Annotated in this window: 18 protein-coding genes; 3 read left to right on the plus strand and 15 right to left on the minus strand. The window is 64.3% G+C overall.

Annotated elements, in window-relative coordinates; genetic code table 11:
• Positions 1 to 1,113: 1,113 nt before the first annotated feature.
• Positions 1,114 to 1,875 carry a Crp/Fnr family transcriptional regulator gene (locus AC5JDC_RS25385; RefSeq protein ID WP_495845720.1) on the plus strand — a complete coding sequence of 254 codons (762 nt, stop codon included), beginning with the start codon at positions 1,114 to 1,116 and terminating at the stop codon, positions 1,873 to 1,875.
• 183 nt (positions 1,876 to 2,058) lie between these two features.
• Here the strand turns inward: AC5JDC_RS25385 and AC5JDC_RS25390 are convergent, their stop codons facing one another.
• A complete protein-coding gene (locus AC5JDC_RS25390; protein WP_495845722.1) occupies positions 2,059 to 2,445 on the minus strand; it encodes a YkvA family protein in 387 nt (128 codons plus the stop codon).
• 254 nt (positions 2,446 to 2,699) lie between these two features.
• Between AC5JDC_RS25390 and AC5JDC_RS25395 the strand changes: the two genes are divergently transcribed.
• Together AC5JDC_RS25395 and AC5JDC_RS25400 are read left to right on the plus strand one after the other, a co-directional pair.
• Positions 2,700 to 4,109: a class I adenylate-forming enzyme family protein gene (locus AC5JDC_RS25395; protein WP_495845724.1), complete on the plus strand. Its 1,410-nt coding sequence runs from the start codon at positions 2,700 to 2,702 to the stop codon at positions 4,107 to 4,109.
• A gap of 105 nt (positions 4,110 to 4,214) precedes the next feature.
• The gene (locus AC5JDC_RS25400; protein WP_495845726.1) at positions 4,215 to 4,841 is read left to right on the plus strand and encodes an outer membrane protein; all 627 of its coding nucleotides are present in this window, start codon (positions 4,215 to 4,217) and stop codon (positions 4,839 to 4,841) included.
• Between the two features lie 150 nt (positions 4,842 to 4,991).
• Here AC5JDC_RS25400 and AC5JDC_RS25405 read toward each other — a convergent pair whose 3' ends face one another.
• From AC5JDC_RS25405 to AC5JDC_RS25470, 14 genes are all read right to left on the minus strand, one after another.
• Complete coding sequence (locus tag AC5JDC_RS25405) at positions 4,992 to 6,845, minus strand: glucose/sorbosone family PQQ-dependent dehydrogenase (protein WP_495845728.1); 1,854 nt, start codon at positions 6,843 to 6,845, stop codon at positions 4,992 to 4,994.
• 113 nt (positions 6,846 to 6,958) lie between these two features.
• Entirely contained in the window at positions 6,959 to 7,789 is an 831-nt protein-coding gene (locus AC5JDC_RS25410) for an NAD-dependent epimerase/dehydratase family protein (RefSeq protein ID WP_495845730.1), read from the minus strand.
• Between the two features lie 10 nt (positions 7,790 to 7,799).
• Entirely contained in the window at positions 7,800 to 8,765 is a 966-nt protein-coding gene (locus tag AC5JDC_RS25415) for a mannonate dehydratase (RefSeq protein ID WP_495845732.1), read from the minus strand.
• Between the two features lie 130 nt (positions 8,766 to 8,895).
• Complete coding sequence (locus AC5JDC_RS25420; protein WP_495845734.1) at positions 8,896 to 9,762, minus strand: ABC transporter ATP-binding protein; 867 nt, start codon at positions 9,760 to 9,762, stop codon at positions 8,896 to 8,898.
• 4 nt (positions 9,763 to 9,766) lie between these two features.
• Positions 9,767 to 10,786 carry an ABC transporter ATP-binding protein gene (locus tag AC5JDC_RS25425; protein ID WP_495845736.1) on the minus strand — a complete coding sequence of 340 codons (1,020 nt, stop codon included), beginning with the start codon at positions 10,784 to 10,786 and terminating at the stop codon, positions 9,767 to 9,769.
• A 5-nt stretch (positions 10,787 to 10,791) separates the two neighbouring features.
• Complete coding sequence (locus AC5JDC_RS25430) at positions 10,792 to 11,700, minus strand: ABC transporter permease (protein WP_495845738.1); 909 nt, start codon at positions 11,698 to 11,700, stop codon at positions 10,792 to 10,794.
• Between the two features lie 11 nt (positions 11,701 to 11,711).
• Entirely contained in the window at positions 11,712 to 12,710 is a 999-nt protein-coding gene (locus AC5JDC_RS25435; RefSeq protein WP_495845740.1) for an ABC transporter permease, read from the minus strand.
• A gap of 72 nt (positions 12,711 to 12,782) precedes the next feature.
• A complete protein-coding gene (locus tag AC5JDC_RS25440) occupies positions 12,783 to 14,579 on the minus strand; it encodes an ABC transporter substrate-binding protein (protein WP_495845742.1) in 1,797 nt (598 codons plus the stop codon).
• Between the two features lie 697 nt (positions 14,580 to 15,276).
• A complete protein-coding gene (locus AC5JDC_RS25445) occupies positions 15,277 to 16,521 on the minus strand; it encodes a GGDEF domain-containing protein (RefSeq protein ID WP_495845744.1) in 1,245 nt (414 codons plus the stop codon).
• Positions 16,522 to 16,671: 150 nt separating this feature from the next.
• Positions 16,672 to 17,502, minus strand: a complete 831-nt coding sequence (locus AC5JDC_RS25450; protein ID WP_495845810.1) for a carbohydrate ABC transporter permease — start codon at positions 17,500 to 17,502, stop codon at positions 16,672 to 16,674.
• A gap of 65 nt (positions 17,503 to 17,567) precedes the next feature.
• Positions 17,568 to 18,491, minus strand: a complete 924-nt coding sequence (locus AC5JDC_RS25455; protein WP_495845746.1) for a carbohydrate ABC transporter permease — start codon at positions 18,489 to 18,491, stop codon at positions 17,568 to 17,570.
• 72 nt (positions 18,492 to 18,563) lie between these two features.
• Positions 18,564 to 19,844, minus strand: a complete 1,281-nt coding sequence (locus tag AC5JDC_RS25460) for an ABC transporter substrate-binding protein (RefSeq protein WP_495845748.1) — start codon at positions 19,842 to 19,844, stop codon at positions 18,564 to 18,566.
• A 189-nt stretch (positions 19,845 to 20,033) separates the two neighbouring features.
• Entirely contained in the window at positions 20,034 to 21,116 is a 1,083-nt protein-coding gene (locus AC5JDC_RS25465) for an ABC transporter ATP-binding protein (RefSeq protein WP_495845750.1), read from the minus strand.
• Between the two features lie 210 nt (positions 21,117 to 21,326).
• Positions 21,327 to 24,071 carry a glycoside hydrolase family 2 protein gene (locus tag AC5JDC_RS25470; RefSeq protein WP_495845752.1) on the minus strand — a complete coding sequence of 915 codons (2,745 nt, stop codon included), beginning with the start codon at positions 24,069 to 24,071 and terminating at the stop codon, positions 21,327 to 21,329.
• Positions 24,072 to 24,245: the final 174 nt, after the last annotated feature.

The following is a 24,245-nucleotide window of genomic DNA, read 5'->3' on the forward strand; positions in this document are numbered from 1 at the left end:
GAGCGGCATCATTTCCGCCGTTGCGCGTGATCGCAGGCCGAATCCCGACAGCGTCCATGCTCCGTTTCACCTGGCCACCGCCGGCGTGGTCGGCAGATGCCGCAAACTCTGGCTTTACGCCAGCTCCCCTGTCGAACGGGGTTGCGCAGAAACGGCAAAGTGGACGATGAAGTTGTCCACCTGTTGTCTGACCCGGAATAGTTCGATTGCGTACATTGACGTCAGAAAATTGATTGAAGAGCGTCTTGAAGTGATTCAGGGCAATTGTAACCTTGATTAATACTCGTGCCGTAAGGTGGTTATTGTCGGCGTGCTGAGCTGTGAGGCCTCGGTTACGTGCGATAACGGCCAATGGCACCAGGTTTCCGGTGGTCCCCCGTCGCTGACTCGCGAGCTCCCCCAGGCCACCAAGAACCGACCACCTGTCGGTTGGAAACTGCAGGCGGTCGATTGACCATCCGGGTGGATGCCCTGCCATCCGGATGGTCTGCTCTCTCCTCAGGCGAACGCTTTCAACGTTAGCGAATGGTAAAGCGGCAGTGCCAGGAGATCTGCCCCAAGGTCGACTGCTGCCGGTCAATTCCGGGGAAGCGGGCATTCGTCCGATATTTCGAGCGTCCGAAAACGATACATGAGGGCGTCGCGTAATTCTGTTGGCGGAAGCGTTTCAGGTGCGATTCGAGAGGTGTTTTCCAGTTCCGACGCCGATCGGGCTGCCCGTTGCCTTGATCGGGTGCGGAGCGTGATGTAGCGTCGCTGTGCGTGGATAATATCAATGGCGCTTCGGTGCGGTTTCGTACCGTTCATGGAAAGTATTTCGTAGAGTTACTGGCGTATTGCTCGGAACCGCTCGCGATTATCTTTGAGGCACATCGCCGAGCGACGACTCGTCGCGACGGACCGGCGAGCAAGGAGGCGGCAGAAGCTGCCAGCGCACGAACCGCTGCCTAGCGAGGGCAGTTGCGGCGCGAGAGGGAACCTGCGGGGGGCGCAGTTTCACCTGACATTGGTGTCCTTGGCATGAGCAGTCGCCCATGACCATTTGCGGCGCGTCGCGCCGGCCCTGAGTGGGGAAGCAATTGGCGGGGACTGCGCAAAACGGGAGCGCAGGGCTTGTCATTTCTATCCCCCCGGTTCGAGAACGGCTTGCTGGCGCGCCTCTCGGACCAGGACCTGGCGCTGCTGGGGCCGATGGAGCGCGTGGACCTCGCCCCGCACAACGCGCTCGAAATGGCCAATCGCAGCGTCGAGGCGATCTATTTCATCGAGCGCGGCTTCGCCTCGGTGGTGGCCGATGATGCCGATGGCGGCATAATCGAAGTCGGGCTGATCGGACCGGAAGGCATGACCGGCCTTGCCGTGGTGCACGGGGTCGAGAAGACGCCCTTCAGCACCCTGGTGCAGGGCGGGGGCAGCGCAATGCGGGTCGCCCCCGGGCAGCTTCGGGCGGCGCTGACCGCCAGCCCATCGCTGCGCCAGCTGTTCATGCGCTATGCGCAAGCCTTCGCGGTGCAGGTGGCCTCGACTGCTTCGGCCAATGGCCGGCTGTTGCTCGAGCAGCGGGTGGCGCGCTGGCTGCTGATGGTCGGCGACCGGCTGGGCGAGTCGTTCCAGATCACGCACGAGTTCCTGTCGGTGATGCTGGCGGTGCGCCGCGCCGGGGTGACCCGGGCCCTGCAGGATCTCGAGGCCCGCGGGCTGATCCGCACCATGCGGGGGGTGGTGGCGATCGTCGATCGCACCGGCCTCGCCGAGTTCACCAACGGCGCGTACGGGCTGGCGGAGAAGGAATACGCGGCGCTGCTCGGGCCGGACAGCGAGCCGGAGGTGGCCGAGGTGAAGCAGCCCAAGCACTATCGCAAGGTGAGTTACTAGGGCACTCATAGATGGTGCAGTCGCCGCACCCTCTCCCGCCTGCGGGCAGGGCTATCGCATATGGCCTTGCGCACCGGCCTCTCGGTGCTCCTCCGCCGTGAAACGGGGAGGGGGACCAGCGAAGCTGGTGGAGGGGGCGGCAGGATGCGCCGATGTTGCCCCCTCAGGGGCGTCGCCATCGCACTACAGTTCCAGGTGTCTGCCGAGCAGCCACCAGCCGATAAGCAGCGCGCTGACCAACCAGATGGCAACAATGACGGCCAAGCCCGCCTTGCTGACCGGTCTGTCTCGGCTTACCGCCAGCGCGCGATACTCTGTCATCAGTTCCGCCGGGATCAGCTTTATCGCCAGCAGTACGCCCAGCGGCACGACTAGCAGGTCATCGACATAGCCGAGGACAGGCACGAAGTCCGGGATCAGGTCGATCGGCGACAGGGCATAAGCGGCAACGCCCCCGGCAACCGCCTTTGCGTACCACGGGGTCCGTTGGTCACGGGCCGCGATCCAAAGGGCAACCACATCCCGCTTGAGCGCCCAGGCCCATTGCTTCGCTTGTTGCAGGAGAGGCATCGGCCATTACCCTGGTGGAGCCGGCTTGCATCGGCGGCGTCTCGCCCTTTGCTGTACTCGAATACTCCTTCAATTTAGCTGACGCGGGCCGCTGGTCGACGCCGGTGACAACAGCTCAAACCTCGTTCGGTAGGCACCTGACCTGGATGGCAGGGCCCTGGTTGTCTCCAATGCCGATTGCTGCCGGGCAGATCCGATATTGACAGACGGCCTTGCGTCGCTGTCGATGCGGCATCCCAGCCAGAGACAAACACATGAACGTCGCCGACAAGATCGCCTACCGCGCCAAGCTGGAGCCGGAGTTGCCGGCAATCATCGCCGGCACCAGCGTGGTGACGTTCGGCATGTTGGAGAGCGCGACCCGGTCCGTGGCCGCGCGGGTTGCCGCCTTCGAGTTGGCGCCCGGAGCCATCGTTGGGGTGTCGATCAAGGCACCGGCCAGGCACCTGGCGGTTTCCTTGGCATTGATGCGGATGGGCCTGGTCGCGGCACCGTTCTCGAACGAGGCGGGACTGGCCAACCTGGGCGACGTCGCCATGGCGCTGGCCGACCAACAGTTTCCAATGCCGGCCGGACGCCTGTGCCTGGTTGTCGACGAGGCGTGGTTTGCCCAGGAAGCTCCTGCGCTGCCGGCGCGGCCGACCGCACCTTCTGCACCCTGCCGCATCGTCATGTCGTCAGGCACGACGGGGCGACCAAAGCCGCTGTTGCTGAGCATGGCCGCATTCGAACTGCAGCTCTACGGCGTGGAACTGCAACTCACCGCGTCGGGCCAGTGGTCGCGCGGCCTGGTGATGATGGACCTGAACGCGTCGTGGTCATTCTTCATCACCGTGGCCGCGCTGCTCAACGGCCGGACCATGTGTTTTGCCGCCAATCCAACTGACACGCTGCGCGTGATGTCGGTCTATGGCTGCCAGTACCTGATGGGCTCGGTGTTCCAGATCCGTTCGCTGGTCGATGCGCAGCGCGAGCACTATGTGCCGCTGCCGGCGCTGGCCGGCATCACCATGGGCGGAAGCGTGATCACCACGCAGCTGCTGGCCGATATCCAGGCAATGCTGACCCGGCGCATCGTGATGGCCTACGGTTCGGCGGAGATCGGCAGCGTGGCGGTGGAGATCGTCGGCGGTGACCCCGCGACGGATGGTGCCGCCGGGTATGTGCAGCCCAATGTCGAGCTCGAGGTGATCGGCGAGGACGGCACAGTGCTGCCAGCCGGGCAGTCAGGTCGTATCCGGATGCGCACCGATTTCACCGCGGCGCCTGCGGACGGCAGCCCGCTGGGAGAGGACGGATGGTTCGTGCCCGGAGATGTCGGCCACCTCGATGAAGCGGGCCGACTATACATCACCGGCCGGACTACCGACCTGATCAATGTCGGTGGCGCCAAGATCGCTCCCGACCGGATCGAGCAAGTCATTCTGCAATATCCAGGGATCGTGGATGCCGCCGTGGTGGGCGTGCCGGACGGGCGGGGCGGCGACGCTGTCGTTGCGGCAATCGTGAGCAAGGGCAACCTCGACGTCGAGGCGCTCGGGGCCTTCTGCGCCGATGCGTTCAGGATCGCGCCCATCTCGCGCTTCGTGCCGATCGACAAGGTGCCGCGCGGCCTCACCGGCAAGGTCGTACGTCCGCTGCTGGCGCAGATGCTGGGCAGTTGATGCAACGGCGCTACAAATCGATCGAAACCCAATCTACTGACGACGTTGAACTTTACACTCTCACGAAGCTCGACCATTGTCGCCAAATCCTTGGGGATCGGTGAAATGACAAGATTCGGGTTGCTCGCGTCAGTTGGCCTTGGCGCACTGTTGGTTGCGACGGGCGGAGCCAGTGCGCAATCGGCGTTCGACTGGAACGGCTTCTATGTTGGCGGTTCGATCGGTGCGGGCGGGCTCAGGAACGAGGCGCTGCTCAACGACAACTATTCGTACAGCTATGACGCCGGCTTGCTTACGGCGATGGCGACTGCTGGCTTCAACGTGCAGCAGGACTCGCTGGTCTACGGCATCGAGGCCGATCTCGGCCTTGTCGCCCTTGGAGATATTTCTTCGGACGACGCTGATGCGAGCTTTATCGCGCTGGGCATGAGCCCCGTGGCGACGCTGCGCGGGCGGGTCGGCTTCGCGGTCGACGACCTTCTGATCTACGGCACGGCCGGTCTCGCGGTGGCGCATGTCGATATCGACGACGACTGGGGCGTCGGCTACTCGACTGAAGGCTTCGCTGTAGGTGGAGTTATCGGTGCGGGCGTCGAAATGGCGGTGACCGACAATATGTCGTTGCGTGCTGAGGGTCGCTTGATGGGTTTCAGCATCGACGGCGATAGTGATGGTTACACCAACCAGCTGAATTCGGCCGTCGGCCTCGTCGGTGTGAACTTCCACTTCTGAGACCTTCCCGCTCCGCGTAGTCGGCCTGAGTAGCGCGGGTTCGCGCGCACATGCGAGTTTCCACGATGGGCAGGGGGCCTGCGGCCCGCTCGGTGTCAAAGCAGAAGGGCTCCCAGTGGGAGCCCTTCTTTCATTCGTCGATGTCGTTGCCTACTTCGCGATGGTCATCGCCTCGAGTTTCGCCACATCCGCCGGCAGCTCGGTATCGCCGGCCGCGAGGCCGTTGACCGAGAGGATGTAGGCGACGAGGTCGGCGTAGGTTTGGTCACCCAGCTCGCCCGGCCGCGATGGCGGCATGCGGTCGTGGATGTGGGTGTAGAGCGCGGCCACGGTCTGCCCGATCCATTTGCCGTCGAAATAGGGACCGGCGAGCGGCGGGCCGTAGTTGGCGCTGATCAGGTCGGGGCCGTGGCAGGAGACGCAGTTGGCGTCGTAGGCGGTCTTGCCGCGGGCCGCCTGCTCGGCGGTGAAGCTCGCCGGTGCACCGGCAGCGGCGGTGGTGGTGGTCGCTGCTTCAGCCGCCGGAGCCGCTTCAGTGGTGGTTGCCGCAGCGGCGCCGTCGCCTTCGCCGGTGTAGCTATAGACGAGGATGGCGCCGGGGTTCTTGAGCGTCGTGCCGGCGCCACCATCCATCGTGCCGACGAGGCCGCTGACATCGGTCGCCACGTAGAGGGTCTTCATGTCGGGGCTGAGCGCCATGTCGCGCAGGCGGTTCTCGGATTGGAAGTAGCGTTCGATCGGGCCGGCAACGGTCTTGCCGTCGGGCCCAAGCGGCACGCGGTAGATCGAGCCGCGCTTCAGCGTGGTCACCAGCAGCGAGTTCTCCCAGCCCGGGATGCCCTCGCCCGCTTTGGGGAAGTAAGCCTGCATGGAGGACGTGGCGACGGTGGGCCAGCAGATGAAGTCGATGCCGTTACAGGCCGGGTCGGTGAAATCCCAGTCGCTGGGGACGGTGAACAGCGTCGCGAGCGGGTCGTGCTGCTGGCCGGGCCACTTGGTCTCGTCCTCGACCGGTACCGAGGGATCGATGGTGATGTCGGAGAAAGTCAGCTGCGCACAGGGGGTGGTGGCGAGATCCCAGCGCGCCATCTGGTAGGCCTTGTCGTCCTTGAAGCCAACCACATGCGGCCAGCCGTAATTGTCGCCGCCGACCAGCACATTGACCTCGTCATCGGTCTTGGGGCCCTGCTCGGAGGCGTAGAGCGTGCCGTCGGGGCCGAAATCGATGCCCTGCATGTTGCGGTGGCCATAGGTGAAGACGTGGCTCTTCACGCCGCCGATCTCGGGGTTGTCGTCCGGGATCGAACCGTCGAGGTTGAGCCTGAGCGATTTGCCCTGGTAGGCGATCCAGTTGCTGGCCGAAAGTTCTTCGGTCGTGGGCAGGCGCTGCGCCTCGATCGGGATGCACCAGTTGCCGAGCTGGCCCTTACCGCCGTCGCCGATGGTGTAATAGAGCTTGCCGTCGGGCCCGAACTTCAGCCGGCCGGAATTGTGGTCGTTCTGGCCGGGCATGCCGGAGATGATCACCTGCGGGTCGCTCAGCGTGCCGGTGGCCTGGTCATAGGTGAGGCGGACGATCTTGGCGAACAGGTTGGCATAGGGGCTGAACGGGTCCTTGACCCAGTCATGCTTGGGCAGGGATTTGTCGACATAGGTGTAGGCGGCATAGACGTAGTCGCTGCCGGTGCCCTGCAACAGGCCCGGGTCGAGCGCCAGGCCGAGCAGCCCGTCCTGCCCGCCGGGGGCCGAAACCTCCTCGATGTCGATCGCCACCTGCCTGGTGCCGTCGGCCGGGTTGATGCGGGTGATCTTGCCGCCGACGCGCTCGGTGACCCACAGCCAGTCATCGGGGCCCCAGGTGATCTCCCACGGCCCCTCGAGACCGTTGGTGAGTTCCTTCACCTCGAACTGCTTGGTGCCGGTCACCGCCGTATCCGGCGTTCCCTGCGCCAGGGCAGGGGCGGCGATGAGCGCGGCGAGGGCGAACGTTGCGAACAGTCTCATGGCGTTCCTCCGAGGAAATAATCGGCGGTCCAACCCGCTCGCGAGCGGGTTGGTTCCGGGTCTGTCGGTCGTAGCGAAATCGCCGTCTTGCAGGCGTTAGCCCGCTCCGGCGCTTACGGCTGATCGTGCTTCCAGCCGAGGATGCGCTCGGCCTTGGACGAGTTGAAGAAGGCCTTGCGGCCGCTGAGATCGCCCTTGATCGGGATGCCGGGGAAGAACTTCTCCGCCGCCTCGAGGCTGGGCATGTCGATCGTGGTGTCGGGCGCCACGATGTAGAACACCTCATGGCCCCTGAACTTGCCCTCGAGGCTCAGCAGGCAGGCCCGCGCCGCGGCATCGAAGCGCGTATAGGCAAACAGGTGCTTCTTGGGCGAGGGCGCGTTGGGGGTGAAGTTGCGGGCCGCCAGCTCGCGCTCCGGCACCACCCAATGGAAGCGCATCGAGGCAATAGAGATGTCGTCCCAACGACGGGCAAAGGCATCGGCCTGGGCCTCGCAGATCCACTTCGAGAGGCTGTAGGGCTCCTCGGAATAGTTGGCGTGTTCCTCGTCGATCGGCAGGTAGTCGTAGTGCGGATCGCGGCTGTAGGAGTGGCCGATGGCGTTGACGCTCGAGGCCTGGCAGATGCGCATGATGCCGTTGTCGACCGCGGCCTGCAGCGCGTTGTAGCTGCCCACCACATTGTTGTTGTGGACCACGTGATCAGGGTGCCGGCCCGGCGAGGGGATGGCGGCCATGTGGATCAACGCGTCGCAGCCGGCAAAGGCGGCGACGAGCTTTTCGTATTCATCCATGTCGGCCTGGATGAAATGCAGGTCCCTGGTCTCTTCGGTCTCGGGGGCGGCGACGCGGTCGATGCAGACCAGGTCATGACCCTGCTTGCGCGCCTCGGTGATGATGGCGCGGCCGATGCCGCCGGATGAACCGGTGAGTGCAATCTTCATGGCTTCAGTCTCAGCTCGAATAGACGGCTTCGTGGAGGCCGCGGATGTAGCCGATGGCGTAGAGGCGGCCGAAGGCGGAGTAGCCGGCGTTCTCGTTGCTGTCGCCTTCGACGGTGGGGACATGGTCGGGGCGCAGCACGCCGTCGAAATCGATGTCCTTGTAGGCGCGCATGGTGGCCAGCATGTCGGTCTTGCCGGCGTCGTGCCAGGTCTCATGGAAGCTGGTCGGCACGCCCTCGACGTCGCGGAAGTGGACGAAGCTGATCTTCTTCTTGCCGAAGCCGCGGATCACCTTGGGCAGGTCGTCGGTCATCAGGGTGAAGTTGCCCTGGCAGAGCGTGATGGTGTTGTAGTCGGACGGCAGCATGTCGACGAGGCGCTGGAAGTTCGGCACCGTGCGCATGATGCGCGACACGCCCTTGATCGGGGTGATCGGCGGATCGTCGGGGTGCATGGAGAGCTTGACGCCGGCCTTCTCGGCCACCGGCAGCACGCGGCGCAGGAAGTATTCCAGCGTCTCCCAGAGCTTTTCCTCCGATACCGGCGGGTTCGAGGTGATGCTGTCGGGCACATCCCTGGCGTCGAAGGCCGTCACCACCGAGCCGCCGCGGCTGGGATAGGCCATGTTGGTGCGCACCCAGTTGAAGTCGGTCATCCACTCGTAGCACCACACCGGGATGCCGAGCTTGCCCATGTTGGTGATCAGTTCGCAGACCACGTCGATCTCGGCGTCGCGTCCTTCGAGGCCGCGCTTGGCGAGGTTCAGCGGCGGCCGCGCTTCGATGACGCGGATCTCATAGCCGCCCTTCTCGTACGCGTCCTTCATGCGCGTCAGCGCCGAAAGAGAGGAGACGCGCTCATTGGCCTCGAGGCCATCGAAAGGCAGGCCGGCGACAGCCAGATCGACCCCGCACTGCTTGGCGAGCTTCCAGACAGGGGAATATTTGGGAGGGATGACCTCGGCGATCTCTAGCATGTCGATGCAATCTCAAAAGTTGATGCGGCAAATATCGGGCCGCGGTGGACGTAACTATGCCGGCCGCTGCAAACGGCCGGCGCTGGAGTTGTGCAGCCTGCTCCGCGCGGGAGCGGGCCGGTGAAACGCCTCAGGGCGTCGGTGCGTTGGCGCTGAACTCGGCCTGCGACTCCTTGGAGCGGACCGAGTGCTGGCCCCACTTCTGGTCGAGGTTGGGCCACGGAATCGAGTCGACCAGCAGCCTCGTATAGGCGTGCTGCGGGTTGCGGATCACCGTCTCGACGTCGCCCTTTTCCACCACGTCGCCGCGGTAGAGCACCGTGATGGTGTCGGCCACGTGGTAAGCGGTGGTGAGGTCGTGGGTGATGTAGATGATGGTCACGCCATGGTCGCGATGCAGGTTCTTCAGCGATTCCAGGATATTGGCGCGCAGCGACGCATCGACCATCGATACCGGTTCGTCGGCGATCAGCAGCTTGGGCTTCAGCAGCAACGCGCGGGCCACGTTGATGCGCTGGCGCTGGCCGCCCGAGAGCTGGTGCGGGAAGCGGCCGAGCACATCTTCGGGGCGGAGCCCCACGGCGGTGAGCGCCTCGTCCATCTTGTTGCGCGCGTCCTTGCCGGATTTGGCCAGCTTGAACTGCTTGATCGGCACGGTGAGCAGGTGGTCGACGGTGTAGAACGGGTTGAACACCGCGAACGGATCCTGGAACACCGCCTGGACTTCGCGGCGATAGGCCATGCGCTCGGCGCCACGGAGCGTCGTGATGTTCTTGCCGCGATAGAGGATCTCGCCGGTGGTGGGGGTGATGAAGCCCAGCACCAGCATGGCGAGGGTCGTCTTGCCCGAGCCGGATTCGCCGGCGACGGTGAGGATGGTCGGATCATCCTCCTTCAGCGTCAGGTTGAACTCCTTGAGCGCGATCTTGGCGTGCGAGGAGAGCAGGCCCCGTTGGTAGACCTTGGTGACGTTGCGGATTTCCAGAAGATTGGACATGGGTTCAATTCCCCTGGTCGTAGAGATGGCAGGCGACGAGCTGGCCGCCGGGCAGCACGTTGACCTTGGGCTTTTCGGTGCGCGAACGATCCGAGGCGAACGGGCAGCGCGGATGGAAAGCGCAGCCCGAGGGCAGGCGCAGCAGCGAGGGCGCAAGGCCCGGGATGCCCTTGAACTGGCCCTTGTTGTCGAGCGTCGGCAGGCTCGAGATCAGCGCCTGCGAGTAGGGGTGCTTGGGGCTGGTGAACATCTCGCGCACCGTCGCGAGCTCGACCAGCCGGCCGGCATACATCACCGCCACATGGTCCATGGTCTGGGCCATCAGGCCCATGTCATGGCCGATCAGGATGACGGCCGAGTTGATCTCGTCCTGCACCTTGTCGATGGTTTCCATCACCTGGCGCTGGGTGACGACGTCGAGCGCGCTGGTCGGCTCGTCGGCGATGATCACTTCGGGGCGCAGCAGGATGCCGATGGCGATACAGACGCGCTGTTTCATGCCGCCCGACAATTCGTGCGGGAACATGTGGAAGACGCTCGGATCGAGATCCACCGATTTCAGCGCCCAGACGCAGCGGTCGTTGATGGCGCTGGCGCTCTCGCCGCGCAGGTGCGACTTGATGGCGTCGACCATCTGCGCGCCGACCCGCATCACCGGGTTGAGCGAGTTCATGGCGCCCTGCGGGATGTAGGCGATCTTCGAAAGCCGCGCCTTGCGCATGTCCTCTTCGTTCAGCGCCTGCAGGTCGGTGCCGCCGACCCAGACGCTGCCGCCTTCGATCCGTCCGGGCGGCTTGATCATGCGCATCATGGCGAGGGCGAGGGTGGATTTGCCCGAGCCGGATTCGCCGACCATGCCCATCTTGGTGCCGGCTTCGAGGGTGAAGCTGACATTGTCGAGGGCACGGGCGCGGCCGAGATCGGTATAGTAGCTGACGACCAAGTCGTCGACGCGGAGGACAGGGCCCGAGGTCGTCGGGCCGGTATTGCGCCCGGACGCGGTATCGGTCGATGCGAGGTTCATAGTCATTACTCCGTCCGCCGGACGCGCGGATTGGCCAGTTCGTCGAGGCCCATATTGATGAGGGCGAGCGAGCCAAGGATCAGGATCATCGCGATGGATGGCGCGATCGGCCACCACCACCAGCCGTTGAAGAAGGCGCCCTGCAGCTGCGCCGCCCAGATGATGTTACCCAGCAGCGGCTCGCGCAGTGGCCCGAGACCGAGCACCGCGAGGTAGAACGAGGCGAACACCGCGGAGAACACCTGGCCGACGAAGGATGCCGCGATGAACGGCAACAGGTTGGGCAGGATTTCCTTGAAGATGATGGCGATATCGCTGACGCCCGAGAGTTTGGCGACCGACACGAATTGTCGCTCCTTCATGGTCAGCACCTGGGCGCGGATCACCAGCGTCGGTCCCATCCAGGCGAGCATCACCACGATAAGCGCCATGGTGAAGATGGTGACGTCGCGCTTGTCGAGCGAGCCGGCAACGACCACCTGGATCAGCAGCACCGGGATCGGGGTGAGGATCTGGCAGATGGTGCGGATGGTGGAGTCGATCCAGCCGCCGAAATAGGCCGAGGTGAAGCCGAGGACGACGCCGATCAGGGTGCCAAGCCCGCCGGCGATGACGCCGATGACGGCGGTCTGCCACATGCCCACGACCATCGCCGCCAGCAGGTTTCGGCCGAAGAAGTCGGTGCCGAACGGGTATTTGAGGCTGGGCGGCTGCTTGGTCGCCACCGACAGCGGATAGGCCTGCTTGGGGTTGATGGTCATCAGGCCGATGACGGTGAACAGCACCAGCCCGATCAGGATCAGCAAACCGATGGCGAGGCCCCGGTTGCGGTTGAAGTAGCGCAGCAGGAGGGTCAGTCGTCCGGGCTGCTGGACCGACGCCTCGGGCGCCGAAGTTGCAACGATTGTGGTCAATTGTCCGGTTCCTACTGGTTACGCACGCGCGGGTCGAGCAGCGGGTAGATGAACTCGAGCACGGCCATCAGCACCGCGATGGCAATGGTGATGAACAGCACGATCCCGTAGATGGTCGGGAAGTCGTTGGACCGGATGGCGTTGTTGAGCACCTGGCCCAGCCCCGGCAGGCCGAAGAGCTGTTCGACGACCAGCGCCGAAGTGACCACCGTGCCCAGCGCCAGCGCGAGGCCGGTGACCTGCGGCAGCAGGGTGTTGCGCAGGTAGTAGTCGCGGAAGATGCGGCCGCCGGTCAGGCCCTTGTGCTCGGCGAAGTTCACATAGTCCTCGCCCTGGATGGTGACGCCCATGCCGCGCATCGACAGCACCCAGCCGCCGACCGAGCCGAGGATGAGCGCCAGCGCCGGCAGCATCTGGTGGCGCAGCACGTCGAGGGCGAACTCCCACGACCAGTTCGGCACGATGCCGATGGAGTAGGGGCCACCGAGCGGCAGCAGCTTCAGCCGGAAGCCGATGAAGAACATCAGCAGCACGCCCATGATCACGGGCGGCACGCCGGTCAGCAGCACGAACGGGGTGGCGATGGAACGCAGCCAGCGCGGCGATTTGGGCCAGGCCGAAATGGCACCCAGGAGGTTGCCGATGACGAAGCTGAGAATGGTGGTGAACAGCAGCAGGAACACGGTCCAGGGCAGGGCCTGGCCGATGATGTCGGTGACGGTCGCCGGGTAGCGGTTCAGCGAGTAGCCGAAATCCATGCGGATGACGTTGCCGAGATAGGTCCAGTACTGGTCGAGCAGCGGCTTATCGAGGCCGAACTGCTGGTTCATGTTGGCGATGAGCTTTTCGATATCGCCCGGAGCGAAACCGCCGGAGCGCGCCAGTTCGGCGAAGCGTTCGCGCAGCGCGTTGCGGGGGCTCAGACGGGGGACGAAGAATACGATCGTGGATGCGGCCCAGATGACCAGAACCAGGAAGGAAAGGCGCTTTGCAATCAGCTTGAAGTTCACTCGGTCAACTCCGGCGCGGGAACGTTTGGGGGAGTGCGCGCGGACGCGCACTCCGATGTCGAAGCGGTCGCCTTACTGCGCGCCGGTCGGCTGCAGCGAGGTGATGACCAGGAGGCCGGTGTGAGCCCAGAACGCGCCGTTGGTGCCCATTGCCGGGTTGGCAGCGGTCGGCCAGTTCTTCCAGTAGTGCTGGTTGTAGGCGATGCGGTGCAGCCACTGGATGATCGGGATATCGATCTGGTCGCGCCAGTAGATGCCCAGAGCCTTGGCGGCGCCTTCCTGGAACTTCGGATCGTCCGACGAGAGCGGGGCGATCGAGTCGAGGATTTCGTCGTACTCGGGGTTCTTGTAGCGCGAGAACCGGTTGTTGCCGGCCGAGGTGCCGATGGCTTCGCTGTACTTGCCGTGGAAGAGGTTGAGAGCTTCGAACGGATCGTAGAGCGAGGCGCCGTGGCCGAACATGTAGAGGCCGGCCTTGCCGTCCGCCATGTTCTGGTAGGCGTCAGGACCGAAGTTGATCGCGGCGTCGAAGCCGCCCTGGCGGAGCATTTCGACCAGGATCGGCACGATGTCGGAGTGGATGCCTTCGAAGCCCTGGATGGTGGCGTCGATGGTCTTGCCATCCTTCTCCCACAGGCCGTCGCCGTTCATGGTGTAACCGGCTTCGGTCATCAGCGTCTTGCTCTGCTCGGGGTCGAACAGGCGCGGCTGGTACTGTTCCTCGAGCGCCTTGACGGCGGGCGAGTCAGCAAAAGCCTGCAGGTTCGGGTAGAGCGGGAACGGATAGATCGTCGCGATCGGAGCGCCTTCATACAGGATGTCGTTGATGACATCGCGGTTGATGACGAGGCTCATCGCACGACGGATCTTGGGATCGCTGTACGGCTCGAGCTGGGTGTTCATCCACAGCGAGTTCGGCCACCAGTCGAGGTAACCAAACGGCGATTCCGAACCGGTATGCGTGGTGATTTCCGGGTTCTGGGCAAGGATGTTGCCGATAACCGAGGAGCGCATGTCGAGAGCGGAGTCGAACTCGTTGTTCACGACGCGCTGGGCGACGGTGTCCATCGAGACGCCGGTGATGTTGGCGATGATGACGCGCTTGACTGCCGGCTCGGCGATACGGCCGGCCTTAACGGCCCACCAGTCGGGACGGTAGTCGAAGATCTTCTGGTTGGCGTTCCACGCCTTCAGATCATACGGACCCGAGTGCGGGATATCGATCGAGCCGGGCTCCATGTTCACGTCGGGCTTGGACGACAGGTAGTCGGCCGGGACGATCGGGATACCGGTATCGAACTTTTCGGTCAGCACTTCGAACTTGAAGCGCGGCGCCGGGGTCTTGAAGTTCACTTTCACGGTCAGGTCGTCGACGATGTCGGTCGAAGCGACGAACTGGCTGAAGTGCGCGTTGTAGGGCAGCTTGGAGTTGTTCAGCTGGCCATCGAAGGTGAACTTGACGTCCTTGGAGGTGACGGGGGTGCCGTCAGACCACTTGGCGTCCTTGTTCAGCTTGATCTCGAGCGCCATGAAGGTGTCGTCGGTATACTCCATGCTGTCGGCCAGCCACGGAACATACTCGCCCTTGAAGATGGCGAAGTACATCAGCGGCTCCCACATGAAGGCATTGCCTTCCTGGTGGGTGTAGCCGGGGAGCGCCCACGGGTTGGTGACGCCGATCGGCGAGGACAGGGCAACGCCCCAGCCCAGAACGACGGTCTGGTTGCGCGGCACGTCCGGAAGCGGAGTCGCCGGAGCGATTTCCTTGGGTGCTGTGGCAGCGAGCGGGCTTTGCGCCAGCGCTGCCAGCGGCGATGCCATGACGCCGAGCGCCAGCAGTGCCGCTGTGAGTGTTCTACGTTTGACCATGTGACAGAGTCTCCCTTGACTGTCGACGAAAGCAAAACATCGCCTTGAGGCGACCGATGTTTGAAATTGTGGGTCCCATCGACCCGGCTAAGCCCCCACACCTCCCCAAGATAATCTTGTTATCCTGCGATCGTTCTCTGGGCGGTAAGGGCTCGGCCGGCCGGTGGAAGCAGGCGCCTCGGGGCGCCGGCGATCCACGGTGATGCGCGTCGGGCCTGAATGTTCGGAGTGGGCCATACGAGCCTTTGCGACGGAGCGCCGAGCCCGCGACAGCGGATTTCGGCGCGTAGTGACCCCATCGGCTGCCTGAGGTCAGGTAGCCGTTCCGCCACTCATCGCGTCATGCTGGTACTGCCCCATCGGACAGTCAGTTCTTGCCCTGCGGCATTGGCTTGGCGTCTCCCCCACCAGAGCCGGTAACTCCCTCCAGAGCACCGGCTATTTCTCCCAATATTCCCAAGCGTTAGACGCGCATGGGGGTTGAGTCAACAGCTGGAATGGTAGTTCGGATGGCCCCTGGGGCAGGAATTTCGCTCGACATCTCGAAGCGCTTTGAATGTACGGGGTTTTTTGGGATCGGCGCAAGCTGTGTATCAATCGGCAAAAATAATGTGCGATCGGTAACATCGGCATGCATGGAGCCGAGAATCTCGTCGTTCGCTCGGTGCGAGGAGGGATGCGGCGTCGGATTCCGCCGTCAGACGAAGCTGACGATGAGCCGCTGCTCGGTCCGGCCGGCAACTTCGCAGGCCCATTCGGCGCCATCGGAACGGATCTGCAGCTGGAATGCGTCGGGGATGTCGAGGGTCGAACTCAGGGCCAGCTCGGCGCCGTTCTCCCATAGCGAGCGCACGGTGCACTCGGTGACGGCGTGCCGGTTCATGAAGACGATGCGACCGGCCTTCAGGACGCGCCGGCGTTCGGCCTGGACTGCGGTGCCGGCGGGTTGCCACATGGCGCTGCGGTTGCGGCCGGCGCGTTTGGCGGCATAGAGCGCCTCGTCGGCCTTCTGCAGCAGGCTGTCGATATCGTCGCCCACCGGATCGAGGCTGGCGACGCCGAGGCTGGCGCTGACCGCAATGGGCGGGTGGCTGCCGGGGATCTTCAGGGTGCGGATGGCGAGGCGCAGCTTCTCGGCCGCCTCATAGGCGCGATGCTGGTCGGTATGCGGCAGCAGCACGGCAAATTCCTCGCCGCCGAGGCGGCCGAACAGGTCGGTGCGGCGCAGCTGGCCGGTCACCAGTTCCGACACGGCGGCGAGCACCTGGTCGCCGGCGGCGTGGCCATAGGTGTCGTTGACCGATTTGAAATGGTCGAGATCGAAGGTGATGCAGCTCAGCGCACTGCGGTGCCGGCGGGCGAGGGCGACGAACTTGCCGGCTTCGTCCTTGAAAGCGCGGCGGCTCGACACCCCGGTCAGCGCGTCCGTGGCAGCCAGGCGCCTGAGCTCCAGCTCGTTCATGGCGACATGCGCCAGTTCGGTGAGAATGGCCTTCTCGCGCGGGCCGAAATGGCGGGCGGCGGAATCGATGGCGCAGACCGAGCCGATATGGAAGCCGTCGCTGGTGGTGAGCGGCGCCCCGGCATAAAACCGCACATGCGGGTCGCCCACCACATAGGGGTTGTCGCGGAAGCGCTCGTCGAGCGTAGCGTCGGGGACGACGATCGGCGTGGGGTCGGCCAGCAGGTGCTTGCAGAAGGCGCTCTGCAACGGCACCTCGGTGGTCGAAAAGCCGTCGACCGCCTTGTACCACTGCCGGTGTGCATCCATCAGCGAGACGATGCCGACCTCGACGCCCAAGGTCAGCTTGATCAGCCGGGCGATGCGATCGAAAGCCTCCTCGCGGCCGGTATCGAGCGCGTCGTAGCGGTCGAGCGCGACGAGCCGGTCGCGATCCGCGGCGGGCTCGAACACGTCGTCTTTGAGAAGTGCCTGCCCCATCGCGCAGCGGACCCCGTTGCCTGTGACATCGTTATCGTGAGCAGGGGTTAAGCGGTCGCTAAGGCAAGGGTGCGACCGCGATCACATTATCAAATGAGAGGGGAGCGGTCCGTCGGGCCGCTCCCCTGCGCGCTCGCCGGCGAAGCGAGGTCAGCCCTTGATGCCTGCCGACAGCATGATCGCCTCGGTCACCTTGCGCTGAAAGATCAGATAGACGATCGCCACCGGCAAACCGGCGAGAATGGCGCTGCCGAGATCGCGGGCATACTTCACGCCGAAGGCGTCGGTGACCTGGGTGATGCCGACGGTGACGTTCATCATCTTCTCGTCGGTGACGGCAAGGAAGGGCCAGAGGAACTGGTTCCAGGCGCCGATGAAGGTGATGATCGCCAAGGCGGTGGTGATGCCCCAGTTCATCGGCAGGTAGAGCTTGAAGAACATCTGGAATTCGTTGGCGTTGTCGATCTTGGCCGCTTCGCGCAGCTCCTTGGGCACGCTGTCGAAGAACTGCTTGTAGATGATGACGGTGACCGGTCCATAGACCAGCTGTGGCAGGATCACGCCGAGCCAGGTGTTGAACAGCTTGAACTGGCTGATCAGGACGAAGTGGTTCACGATCAGCGCCGGGATCGGGATCATGAAGCTGGCGAGAATGATCCACCACAGGATGCGGCGGCCGGGGAATTTCAGCTGGCTGATGGCGTAGCCGGCGAGCGCCGACATCATCACCACCAGCACCGTCACCGATACCGCGGTCACCAGCGAGTTGATGTACCAGGTGCCGATCTTGGTGTTGAACAGCACGTGGGTATAGGCATCGAGCGAGAACCGCCGGGGCCACAGTTCGATGCCCGGCTGCACGATGTCGTTCTCGACCTTGAGCGTGGTGATCACCGCCCAATAGAGCGGAAAGGCCCAGAAGATGGCGCCGAGCACCGTGACGATGGTGGCGAGCAGCCCGATGAGGTCGAGCGTCTTGATGATCCGCCGCTTGCGCGGGCTCATGCCCACGACTTCGCCGGCTGCCGGGGTGGTGGCGACGGAACTCATTTCTCACCTCGGGCGCGGAGCATCTGGAACTGCAGGACGGAGAAGACGACGATCACCAGAAACAGCACCACCGCGACGGTGGCGCCGTAGCCGCCGTTGTTCTTCTGGAAGGCGCTGCGATAGATCAGCTGCACCAGACCCATGGTGGCGTCCGAGCGGCCGCCATTGCCGAACAGGTAGACCTGATCGAAGATCTTGAACTGGGCGATCAGCTGGATGGTGAGCACCAGCACGGTCACCGGCCAGATCAGCGGCCAGGTGATGCGGGTGAACTGGCGCCACTTCGAGGTGCCGTCCAGTGCCGCTGCTTCGTAGATCTCGGGCGAGATGTTCCTGAGGCCGGCGATGAACAAGAGGATGTTGAAGCCGATGGTCCACCACACGGTGATGAAGGCGACGGTCGGCATGAACAGCGGCAGGGTGCGGAACACCGGCACATTGTCACCGGCGATCAGCGCGATGACCGGCTGCAGGATGCCGAACTGGCTGTCGAACATCCAGCCCCAGACGCGGTAAACCACCGAGACGGGCAGGATGTAGGGAATGAAGAAGCAGGCGAGGATCAGCGACTGCATCCAGCCCTTGAGCCGATTGACGCCGATAGCGATGGCGAGCGCCGTCAGGGTGGCGGGCACCACAGTGAGCACCACGAAATAGACGGTGTTCCAGAACGCCACGCCGAACAGCCGGTCCTTGAACAGCTTGACGTAGTTGTCGATGCCGATGAACTCGCCCGGACCGATCAGCGGCGCCTTGTGGAAGCTGAGCCAGATCATCTGCACCGTCGGGTAGATGAACAGCACGGCATAGACGACGACAAAGGGCAGAACGAAGATCAGCGCCGCCAGCACCTCGTTGCGGTTGAAGCGTTTCTTCTGTGCCTTCAGCGGCACGTCGGCGGCGGTCTCTGCGGCTGACATCGGTTCTGGCCTCCCCTTCCAGTCAAAAACAGTCCGGCCGGCGCCCGGGTGGGCGCCGGCCGGTCCTGGAGATTACTCCACCTGACCCTGCAGATCGTCGCGCATCTGTTCCATGGCGGACTGCGGATCGATTTCGCCGTTGACGGCGGGCATCAGGTAGTTGCCGGCAGCGTCGTAGACCGGGGAGGCAACGCCGGCGAGCACCGACGAGGGGTCGAACACGGCGGTATCGGCGAGCACCGAGTAGGTGGCGTTCGGCTGCTTGGTCTTGAACTCCTCGCTGTCGCGGACCGGCGAATAGGCCGGGATATGGCCGGCATCGGCCCAGGCGAGGGAGTTCTTGTTCATCCAGGCGATGACCTGCATGACGGCGGCGCGCTTTTCGGCCGACACTTCATTGCCGACGCGGTTCGGGATGGCGAAGGCGTGCGAGTCAGCCCAGGTGGCCGGGTGATCGAAGAAGGTCGGCAGCGCGACCGCACCCCAATCGAACAGTTCGCCCTTGGCCTTGAGGTCGGTCATGGTCGGGACTTCCCACACACCATTGATGTGCATGGCCGCCTTGCCGCCGGTGAACAGCGCGATCGAGGCCGGATACTCGGTGGCCGCCGGGGCAAGCCCGTCCTTCACCCAGTCGGCAACCACGGTGGTCGCCTTGACGGCCTTGTCGAGGTTGTCGCCCGACAGGAAGTTGCCGTCGGCATCGAGGAACTGACCGTCCTGCTGGCCGAGCAGCGAGTAGAAAATGCGCCACTGGCTGTCGCCGGCGGCCGAGTGGATCGACACGCCGTACTCGGCGCCGCCATCCTTGAGCTTCTGCAGCGCTGCCTTGAAGTTGTCGACGCCGTCGAGGCCCTTGGGCAGGCCGTCATCGCCGAGCAGGCCCGCGGCCTTCAGCATGTCCTTGTTGTAGTAGAGGATGATCGAGTGGATATCGAACGGGATGGCGTACTGCTTGCCGTCGACCTGGGCGGCCTTCCAGTTGGAGTCCGCGTAGTCGGAGGCGGCGAGGCCGGCGGCCGAGATCTCGTCGGCAGTGATCTCGCTAAGCGCGCCCGAGGACACGCCGAGCGGCAGGCGCGACAGGTGATAGGTCATCACGTCCGGGCCTTCGCCGATGGCGGCCGAGGTCTGGACCTTGGTGTAGAACGGGGTGCCCCACTCGAGCGTGGTGGCCTGGATTTCGATCTTGCCGGCATTCTCGGCGTTGAACTTCTCGATCAGCGCCTTCATGCGGACGCCGTCGCCGCCGCCGAGGAAGTCCCACCAGGTCACGACTTCCTGGGCATGCACAAGGCCGGTGCTCGACAGCAGGGCTGCCGACATCATGGCCACTTTCAGGAACGACTTCATCACTTCATTTCCTCCCAAAGGATGAGCTCCATGCGTTGGTTCAACTCGACCGGGCACCGCCGGTCTGTCCCGTCGACCACGCATTGAGCAGTGGGTGGTCATTCGGGACATAATCACTGACCTATCACTTGATATGGATCAGGAATTCTGATGCATAAGGGCGTATCTTCCCTCTTGATGGATACGGCTTCAGCCGGCGCTGTAGGCGACGTCCCTCACGTCGAACAGGTGCGCCGAGGCACCGTCGAAATCGAGCTTCACCTGGTCGCCGACATTGAGCCGCGACTGGCCCTCGTCTTCGGCGATCACCACCGAATTGTCCGACAGGCGCACATAGGCGAGGGTCCGCTCACCCAGCCGCTCGACCACATCGGCCTTGCCGGTGACCGCGCCGTTGGCCGACACCTTCACCGACTCCGGACGGATGCCGAAGGTGACCTTGCCGTCACTGGGCAGCCGGGATGAGGCGATGCCGGTGAGGATCTCGGAATTGTCGGGGAGCTTGACCACGGCCTTGCCGTCGCGGTCCGACAGCTGCTGCACCGGCAGGAAATTCATCGACGGCGAGCCGACGAAGGCGGCGACGAAGCGCGAGGCCGGCCGGGTGTAGATCTCCATGGGCGTGCCGATCTGCTCGATCTTGCGATTGTTCATCACCACGATGCGATCGGCCAGCGTCATGGCCTCGATCTGATCATGCGTCACGAAGATCATGGTGGTCTTCATGCGTTGATGCAGTTGCGCAAATTCGATGCGGGTGCGGGCGCGCAGCCCGGCGTCGAGGTTGCTGAGCGGCTCGTCGAACAGGAACGCCTTGGGGTCGCGAACGATGGCGCGGCCGATGGCGACACGCTGGCGCTGGCCGCCCGACAGCTGGCCGGGCTTGCGATCGATCAGGTGTTCGAGCTCGAGCGTCTTGGCGGCGGCGGCGACGCGCCGGGCGATCTCGTCCTTGGGAGTGCGGATATTCTGCAGCCCGAACGACATGTTTTCGCGCACCGTCATGTGCGGGTAGAGCGCGTAGTTCTGGAACACCATGGCGACGCCGCGTTCGGAGGGCGGCAGCTCGTCGACGCGCTTGTCGCCGATATGGATCTCGCCGCCGTCGATATCCTCGAGGCCCGCGATCATCCGCAGCAGCGTGGACTTGCCGCAGCCCGAGGGGCCGAGGAAGACCATGAACTCGCCCGACCCGATGGTCATCGAAACGTTCTCGATGACGCGGACCTGACCGAAGTGCTTGCTGACGTTTACGAGCCTGATATCGGCCAAATCGCGTTCCTCCCGGGTCGTCCCCGGCCCGCGCGTCCCTTGGGGATCTCGCGAGCCGGTGCTGATGCTATTGCGGCTGACAATATTGTCAATCCTGTATCAAAAGAAAGCGGAAAATTCAGCTTAAGTTTCAGATAGTTAGCGCGAAGATGTATCCGCGGATGGGCGGATTTCGGCGTTTTCAACCCGAAAAGCTGATTCAGTTTCGCTTCAGTTGACCTCCAGATTTGCCGCGCTGGTGACAAGGCCATCGAACAGCGCCGCGGCCACCGGATCGGCGCCCGGCGCGTCGTTGGTGAGGCGGAAGGTGGTGACCACCAGGCCGCCCTTGCCGACGCGGCGACGGGCGATGGTGGCGGCCGGCTTGTTGATCCAGCCGATGACCACGCCGGCATCGATCAGCCCCTCGTATTCCCAGGAGCGGAAGCCGGTCAGCACGTGGTGCGGCACCACCCGATCGAACGAAACGTCGAGCAGCGGACCGCCGGGCAGGGCGCCAAAGGCGCCGCTGCGCTTGATCCAGGAGAAGTTGGCAATCCAGTCGCCGCGCCACAGCGTGCCGTCGCGCAGCACCAGCCCGATATTGGGGAGCTGGGTCTCCGAGCCGAGGTGACGGGCTCGCTCCTTGCCGGCCGGCATGGTCGGCGGCTCGGCCCGGGGCGGATCGGTCCGGAGGTTCCGGTGCGTATCCACCGAACCATCGGCCAGCACCAGGTAGCGGGCGCCGTGGCGCATCGCTTCGATGTCGTCGGCGCCGAGCGCATGGGTAAGCACCAGGTCGGCCGAGGCCGCATCGGTGGTCACGGTGTAGCCCAGGCCTTTGGCGTAAGCCGCCAGTTCGGCATCCGCCGCGGCGATGTTCGCCGGGCCAGCCGTGCGCTTCGAATAGACCGAGACCTGGATCTGGTTCTTGGCGAGGAGCTTGCCGCCGGCCTCGAGCTTCAGACCGATGCTGGCGACGCGAGCCTCGCCACCCAAGGTGATGGTGGTGGTGCCGAGGTCGGCGACCGCGAGGCCCTCTGTCGCCGGCACATCGAGCTTGCCGCTCGCGCCCTCGACCGACCAGCTGAGCGTGGCGCCAGCCGGCACCGCCTTGCCACCGGTCGCCACCTTCAGGCGCAACGAGATGCTGTCGCCCGAGGTGACGGCGTGATGGGCCAATTGCGGCACGATCACCGTGTCGTTGTTGATCTCGGCGAAGCGGTCGTGGAAAGCGCGCGGGTTGCGGTTGATATCGAGCAGGCCGTTGGCCTCCCAGTGCACGTCGGTCATCTCGGTGATGACGTAGCCCTGGATCGGCGCGTGGGCGCGCATCGACTCGATCTCGTATTTGAGATTGGCGAACTGGTACCACTGCACATCGGTGATGAAGTCACCGAAACTGCCGAACACCCGGTCGAGATGGTAGGTGGCAAAGCGGTTCTGGATACCGTGCGGATAGGCGGCGCCATCGCCCCAGTTGCCACCGGTCTCGGCCCACCAGGGCTCCTCGCCCTCGGGGGTCTTCACCTGGTCCGGATGGGGCAGGCCCCAGACGCCGAACTCGGAGACCACTAGCGGCTCGTCGCCGCGGCGCTCGCCATCGCCAAAGGGCGTCCAGGTCCAGTCGGCGGCGCCGGCGAACTCTTCGGTCAGCTTCTCCCACTCGGCGCGGCGCTCCGGCACCGAGCGGTAGTAGTGGTAGTCGTTGATGTCGGTCTTGACGTGGAAGTTGGGGATACAAGCCGAGTTGTCGACGACGAGGCGGCGGGGATCCCTAGCCTTCAGCCAGTCATAGGTGTCCTTGAGCCACTGGCGGTGATCGGCATTCTCGATCAGCCTGGTGCCCCAATCCTCGTTGATGATGGTCCAGGCAATGATCGAGGGGTGGTTGCCATCCCGCGCGATGATGCCGGCCATGGTGTCGCGCATGCGCCTGGCTGCAGCCGCGCTGAAATACTGGACGTTGGGGATTTCGGTCCAGATCAGGACGCCGAGCCGGTCGGCGACTTCGTAGTAGCGTGGATCGGGCACCTTGATGTGGACGCGCAGCAGGTTGAGGCCAAGGTGCTTGGCCTTCGTGAGCTGATCCTCGAGGAAGGCGAGGGAGGGCGGGGTGCAGATGCCGTCCGGGTAGTAATCCTGGTCGAGGGCACCGCGCAGGTAGAGCGGCTGGCCGTTGAGGAAGAACTTGCCGTCGCGGGTCTCGATCTTCCTGAAGCCGAAGCTGTGCGTCGTGGTGTCGACGACTTCGCCGCCGGCGATGAGCTCCAGCTTCAGGGCATGGAGGTTCGGTGCCTCGGTCGACCACAGGGCAGGGGAGTTGAGCTTCAGGGTCAGCGCGGTGCCGGTGGTTTCGGCGGAGACGCCGCCCACCGTGGCCCGCACCGTAGCGCCGGCCGCGGCGGCCGACAGGGTCAGCGCCAGCGCCACTTCGCCGTTATCGGGGTTGGCGTCGATCGCCACATGGGCGACGTGCCGCCTGTCGCGCGCGATCAGCTTCACCGACTGCCAGATGCCGCCGAGCGGGCCGTACCAGCTCTGCTTGCCGTGCGGGATCTCGCCGAATGGGTAATCCGGATAGGCTTCGGCATCGCCGCTGGGCAGCGTCACATGCACTTCCAGCGCGCTCTCGGCCGGGGTGCCATCGGGGATCACGAACTCGAAGGGCAGGTAGCCGCCTTCATGCGTGCCGAGCACGCGGCCATTGAGGCGGACTTCGGAGAAGTAATTCACCGCGCCGAAGCGCAGGGCGATCTCGCGACCCTGCCAGGCCGCCGGAATCGACAGCTGGCGGGCATAGACGGCCTTGCCGGTGGCATGACGCAGGTCGGCGAATTCGGCCTGCCAGGGGCCGGGGACCGTCGCGGTGCGCCAGTCGCCATGGCCATCGAGCCGGAAGCGCCACGCGCCGTCGAGCGAGATTTCCCCGCGTGCGTTTGCGCCAGCCTTGGTGGCCGTAGTCTCGCCGATCATGCAGTCCTCCCGTTCAGCTAATATTTATTAGCAGTTTGGCTATGGCTACCGGTTTTCCGGCGGTCTGGCAAGCGTCAGGCTTGCTAATGAGTTTAGCAATCGAGTTGCACACCGGGCTTCAAGCCTGATAATGCTGCGCTTTGAAGACGTTAAACGAACGCTTCGGACGTATGG

The sequence above is a fragment of the Kumtagia sp. genome (genome assembly GCF_059502445.1).